Annotated in this window: 8 protein-coding genes; 6 read left to right on the top strand and 2 right to left on the bottom strand. The window is 43.2% G+C overall.

What is annotated here, in order from left to right:
- A partial coding sequence (locus tag ON063_RS14130) for a flagellin (protein WP_274665556.1) occupies nucleotides 1-916 on the top strand: 916 nt, incomplete at its 5' end.
- 90 nt (nucleotides 917-1006) lie between these two features.
- On the opposite strand, the gene ON063_RS14125 is transcribed toward ON063_RS14130, so the two are convergent.
- Complete coding sequence (locus ON063_RS14125) at nucleotides 1007-1867, bottom strand: endonuclease (RefSeq protein WP_274665555.1); 861 nt, start codon at nucleotides 1865-1867, stop codon at nucleotides 1007-1009.
- Nucleotides 1868-1984: 117 nt separating this feature from the next.
- On the opposite strand from ON063_RS14125, the gene ON063_RS14120 reads away from it, so the two are divergent.
- The 5 genes from ON063_RS14120 to ON063_RS14100 are packed head-to-tail and all read left to right on the top strand — an operon-like array spanning nucleotide 1985 to nucleotide 5048.
- Entirely contained in the window at nucleotides 1985-2224 is a 240-nt protein-coding gene (locus tag ON063_RS14120; protein WP_274665554.1) for a hypothetical protein, read from the top strand.
- A 42-nt stretch (nucleotides 2225-2266) separates the two neighbouring features.
- Nucleotides 2267-2623 (top strand): flagellar protein FlaG, encoded by a 357-nt coding sequence (locus tag ON063_RS14115; protein ID WP_114165849.1) that lies wholly within the window; start codon nucleotides 2267-2269, stop codon nucleotides 2621-2623.
- Between the two features lie 12 nt (nucleotides 2624-2635).
- Nucleotides 2636-4309 carry a flagellar filament capping protein FliD gene (gene fliD, locus ON063_RS14110; RefSeq protein WP_274665553.1) on the top strand — a complete coding sequence of 558 codons (1674 nt, stop codon included), beginning with the start codon at nucleotides 2636-2638 and terminating at the stop codon, nucleotides 4307-4309.
- Nucleotides 4310-4323: 14 nt separating this feature from the next.
- Entirely contained in the window at nucleotides 4324-4698 is a 375-nt protein-coding gene (fliS, locus tag ON063_RS14105; RefSeq protein ID WP_214758342.1) for a flagellar export chaperone FliS, read from the top strand.
- Complete coding sequence (locus ON063_RS14100) at nucleotides 4698-5048, top strand: flagellar protein FliT (RefSeq protein WP_251125722.1); 351 nt, start codon at nucleotides 4698-4700, stop codon at nucleotides 5046-5048. The genes fliS and ON063_RS14100 overlap by 1 nt, the downstream gene beginning before the upstream one ends.
- A 37-nt stretch (nucleotides 5049-5085) precedes the next feature.
- Here the strand turns inward: ON063_RS14100 and ON063_RS14095 are convergent.
- Nucleotides 5086-5526: DUF3021 family protein (locus ON063_RS14095; RefSeq protein WP_274665552.1), on the bottom strand; the 441-nt coding region annotated here is incomplete at its 5' end.

Genomic DNA, 5526 nt, shown 5'->3' with positions numbered 1-5526 from the left:
TACTGTAACAGGTGCAACAGTGGCTACTCAAACAGATAGTGATTATGATGGAAGCATTGATAACAACTTAGCTGCAGGAATTTCTGCAGTCGGTCGAGACGTTGCAGCAACATCGGCAGTTAGCGAATTAGACTTGTCTTCGCTTTCATCTAATGCTCAAATTAGTAATTTGATTGGTAAGGGTATTACAGTTGAAGGGCAGCAGGTTGAATTTTACGATTCAAGTAAAGGAGCTTATGCTGGCAAAGCAATCGGTGTAGATGTTAGTGATGCATTGGAGGCTTCTTCGAACAAAGATCAAGCATTAGCATCAACTATTGCTACTCAACTTTCTAATAAACTTGAAGGTGTTACTGTTACTGCTTCATCAGCCGATTTGCTTTTCACAACGACAGACAAAGGTGAGAACGCTTCAGTAAGCCTTAAAGACGGCTTAATTAATGAAAAGTATGTTGCTAAACTACAAGTAGGCGCGAACAAAGGACAATCGATGGAAATCGAAATTGCCGATATGCGAGCTACTGCCCTTGGAATCACAGGTAAAGCTGGAGAAGCAGGATTTACATCAAAATCAAATGTAACAAACGGCACAAACAGCCAAGTTACAGAAGCGGCGCTTGATGTTTCAACAGCTGATAAAGCGTCTTCAGCAGTTGAAGTAATCAATAAAGCGATAGAAACAGTTTCTGCACAGCGTTCTAACCTTGGATCGTTCCAAAACCGTCTTGAACACACGATTAACAACTTGAGCACTTCAGCTGAAAACCTTCAAGCTGCAGAATCACGTATCCGTGACGTTGATATGGCAAAAGAAATGATGAACTTCACGAAGAACAACATTCTTAACCAAGCTGCACAAGCAATGATGGCCCAATCGAACCAGCAGCCGCAAGCGGTTCTTCAACTTCTTCGTTAAGATTTTCTTCCGAATTTCTAATCAGTACACACAAGTTACTGAGCACATAATTGAACCCGTCTCTCGCTTGTCGAGGGACGGGTTCTTTTGTCATATCACGTATAAAACTATCTCTTCTTTTAAAATGTTTTTCTTAATATCTTGCCATTTGTACACAACGGACCAATACGTACGATTCAATGCCTCGGCAATCTTAGCATCCGTTATTCCTTCTCGTTTCGCTTGTATAATAAATTGAATTTCTTCTTCGGTATAGTCATTTTTTGCTTTGGAGACAATCACAGACATGTCTGGATGTTTCGTCTTTTCCAAATTGAGTCGGTATTCCCAATCGAGTTTTTTTCGCATTGAAGGGATTGCATAAGAATAAGGTTCAAAGTCATTCAAAAATCGAAGCGCTTCTTCTGTTTTTTGAATACGTAACGTATAGAAATGACCATCCGATCGTTTGCTTAACACAAACTGATGATGGAATGTTCGAGCAATAAATGCACTCAATTGCTCAAGCTCTTCAGGATAAAATGCTTGAAGATACAAATAGATATGGGGTGTTATGATGATTTGGTTCAATTTAGACCGTGAAGACTTGGTCAAGGATAAACTTCCATCATCTAAGTAAAGTGCGAGCAAAAAGACAGGGTGGGTACAATCTTCTAACAGGTGGATAGGTATATGTTTCTTTCGATCGACGTAACATTGTTCCCAAAGCCATGCGAATAATTCATCTTTCTCTGAATACAGTTCTGCGCTCGTTCCTGATTTCCGAATTTGAATTCCGTTAAAAATACGAGGAGCCGCTTTTAACTTCCACTCTCGATACTCCATCTGTTTTACAGAAAAATGTTCTCGGTACTGAAGACCTTTCTTTGGAATACTTTTTGATTTTGTTCTTGCGATTGTTCCATCCCCTAATAGTGTGCCAAGTAACAAGCTTTTCTCAAAAATCGTCAACTCTTCCCACTTCACTTCAACCACTCCCTATTTTAGTATTCATACATTATTTAATTCCCGATCCTTATGAAGCTCATTCATTTGACCGATATAGAAAAAGAGAAGGGGTTGAGGTTTATGAATCGTGAAGACCTGTTAAAGCAACTACATCAAGTAAAAGAGTTGAGAGAACTACTTGATGAAAAAGAAGAGCTATTGCGGACGATGAAATCCATTGCACTTGAAGCAATGAACGTTGAAGATTCAAGAAGAATCGTTTTGAATCAATCGTTTCAAGATTTACAAAATCAAGTAACCTATCTCGGATCGAAGATTTCGGTTAGTTTCCCAGAAGTTCTTAATAATTCAATAGAATAACCGATATATGAATTGAGAACATTTTAAGAGGAGTAGACGTATATGAACCCGACCATTTCAGAAGTCCGGCTTCACCTACCTTCTTCCGTCTTGCCGTATGAACAAACGAAAAACGTGTTCGTCGAAGCGAATCAAGCAAAACTCGCCGATGAAGGCATCGTCATTCTTCCGACGCCTCAACACGTCACCAAATTAGAGGCGGCCGTCGAGAAGGCGAATCAAGTGCTCGAACAACAACGTACGGGCTTGAAGTTTATGAAACATGAAAAATTGAACGACTATTATATTCAAATCGTGGATACGAACAATGAAGTCATCCGCGAAATTCCAAGCAAGAAATCACTCGATTTCTTTGCGGCGTTCATGGAGTTCAATCAACTCTTTGATGAACGGGTATAAAGGAGGATTCTCATGACGACACCGATCCGATTTGGCGGACTCGCCAGTGGAATCGATACGGATACGATTATTAAACAATTGATGCAGGCCGAGCGTGCGCCGGTCGATAAACTCGAACAGAAGAAACAAACGACGGAGTGGAAGCGCGATGCCTATCGTGAGATCAACCGCTCCCTCATGACATTACGAAACAGTGCAGTCGATTTGATGTTCACTCGCAATTTCTATGCTAAAACTGCAAGCTCTTCTGATGCATCACGTGTCTCTGTTGTAGCGGGACCATCAAGTGGGAATGCAGCTTTGGAAGTTAGTAGTGTGAGTAATTTAGCCACGTCTGCTAGTCACATAATTGAGTTGAGAGACAAAAATAGTAATTTAGTTACGCGTGATACTGCCGTCAAAGACTTGAATCTTGATGCGAGTTTAAAAAACCAAACGGTAACGGGATTGTCAGCCGAAGTAACCCTTACATCTAAACTGAATGATGGTGGGAAAATCTTCGTGAATAACGCTGAGGTTGATTCTGCAAACTATACGTATGATTCGGCAACTGAGAAAGTAACATTTTCAACTCCTCTCAATGCAGGTGATGAGTTAAAATTCGAATCAGGTTATGAGATTGAATACATCAATAAGAGTGGTGGAACACCTGCTAAAGTATCTGTAGGCGTCGACGCAAAATTCAGTGAGGTGTTAGCACAACTCAATTCAAAAGATACTAACTTTTCGACATTCTTTGATGATGCAACTGGAAAATTGGCGCTTACTCAACGAAATACAGGTAGCGATTCAATTATTGCTTTCACTGGAGGTGCAGCTACATTTTTCCAGGCGAGTATCGCTGATGATATTAAAGGTGAAAATGCAATTTTTACGGTAAATGGTATTGAACTAACTCGAAGTACAAACACCGTTACGATTGATAATATGACAATCACTTTGAAAGCGGAGTTCCCAACTACCCAAAATCCAACTGCAGGAGCAGTCACCCTTTCAGCTGCCACCGACACTCAAAAAATCTTTGACAACATCAAAGGCTTCGTCGATAAATACAATGAGACGATCGATCTCATGAACAAGAAGACGCGCGAAGAACGATTCCGTTCGTTCGCGCCACTCACACAGGCGCAACGTGATGAGTTGTCTGAAGACGAGATTAAGAAGTGGGAAGAAAAGGCGATGAGCGGGATGCTCCGTGGTGACTCCATTTTGCGTGGTACCATGGATACTCTTCGTTCGAAATGGTCGGGTGCCACTTCAGCTACACCTAACGAAGATATGGACTTTTTATTCCAAATTGGTTTATCGACAGGAAAAGATGTAACAAGTGGTGGGAAAATTGAGCTTGATGAAGAAAAGTTAAAAGCAGCTATCGAGAAAAATCCAGAACAAGTTTATAAACTTTTTACAAATGCAGAATCGGGATTACTTCCACAAATTCGTGATGCGGCAGCAGGTTCCCGCGAAACCATCACGCGAATTGCAGGAGTTGATGGTGCTGGAGCTCCATCGTACTCAATGGGACGTGAAATGACCCAAATTGACTCGCGAATCAAACGATTAAACGATTTACTCATCGATAAAGAAAATGCCTACTACCGTCGCTTTGCGGCGATGGAAACGGCAATGAACCAGGCGAACTCGCAAGCCGCTTCACTTCAACAGTTCTTAGGCGGCGGAATGTAAGAGGAGGAATTTAAATGGTAGCTAATCCATATGCAGCTTATCAAAACAATGCGGTCACGACCGCAAACCCACAGGAACTGACGCTTATGCTTTATGACGGGGCGCTCAAGTTCATGCGCCTCGCCAAGCTTGCGATCGACCAGGGAAATCCTGACTTGAAGAACATCAATATCCAAAAGACGCAAGCGATCTTCCAAGAGCTTCGTCTCACACTGAATAAAGACATCGCCATCTCGGCAAACCTGGACTCGCTCTATGAGTACATGTGGCGCCGTCTCGTCGATGCGAACGTTAAAAACGATACAACGATCCTCGACGAGGTACTCGATTTCACGACGGAACTCCGCGACACGTGGAAGGAAGCGATGAAACTCGCGAAGCAGTCATGATGCCTATTGATGAGATCATCTTAAAGACGCAGCGCCTGAAAGAGTTGCTGGCGCAAGTCCCGGAAGAGCCAACGTACGACACATGGATGGAACAAATCCATGAGCTCTTGGACGACCGCGAACAGTTGCTCGCGGCGCACGGTCCTGATTTGGAGAAAGCCGATCAGACGGTTCTCCGGCAGCTCGTCGATGACAGTCAAAAGATTGCGCGTCTCATTGAGGCCGAGCACCAGCGTCTCGGAATGACGCTCGGGACGGCCCGGATGGAACGGAAGACGGTCAAATCGTACGTCGACCCGTATGAAGACGTCGATTCTAACTTCTCAGGTCTATTCGACCAGCAGACATAACAAAGCTCGGAGGCATATGCCTTCGAGCTTTTGTGCGTTAAGAGGTTTTGACTTGGCGACGCATGCGAATGATGAAATAAAATACCGTAAACAAGATCAGCCCACTTACCGTGAAATTTAAGTAGAGGCGCACGGCATCTTGAAGTGACGTCACTGGCGTAGACCCACCGAACCATAGGAGTGGTAGGATTGTCACGTGCATGACGCACCAGTGAATGAAAATCTGCTTTTTGAACGACCATGGTCGGACTTCATAAATGACGCTCGTGAGCCCGAGAAAGAAAGCGACTCCGGCGTAGACGAGCATGGCATGTACGCCGTCCGTATTTCCTGACACGCCTTGATAGAGCGCGAGTATCGCGAACGGCAGCGACCATAAGAGGCTCCGTACGAACCCTTTCTTCACTAATTGCATATGTACCATTGTATTTTGCAATACAAATGTGCACAATAATGCAACGAAAAGTACAGAACTTTG

The sequence above is a fragment of the Exiguobacterium sp. B2(2022) genome (assembly GCF_028823655.1).
Taxonomy (GTDB): Bacteria; Bacillota; Bacilli; order Exiguobacteriales; family Exiguobacteriaceae; genus Exiguobacterium; species Exiguobacterium aestuarii_A.
Note: the sequence above shows the minus strand (reverse complement) of the source record. Positions and strands in the feature narration are given on the sequence as shown.

Bases quoted from the DNA above. Each gene is read 5' to 3' on its own strand.
- ON063_RS14120 (WP_274665554.1), top strand. From the start codon at position 1,985: ATGAATCGTGAAGACCTGTTAAAGCAACTACATCAAGTAAAAGAGTTG.
- ON063_RS14115 (WP_114165849.1), top strand. From the start codon at position 2,267: ATGAACCCGACCATTTCAGAAGTCCGGCTTCACCTACCTTCTTCCGTC.
- fliD (WP_274665553.1), top strand. From the start codon at position 2,636: ATGACGACACCGATCCGATTTGGCGGACTCGCCAGTGGAATCGATACG.
- fliS (WP_214758342.1), top strand. From the start codon at position 4,324: ATGGTAGCTAATCCATATGCAGCTTATCAAAACAATGCGGTCACGACC.
- ON063_RS14100 (WP_251125722.1), top strand. From the start codon at position 4,698: ATGCCTATTGATGAGATCATCTTAAAGACGCAGCGCCTGAAAGAGTTG.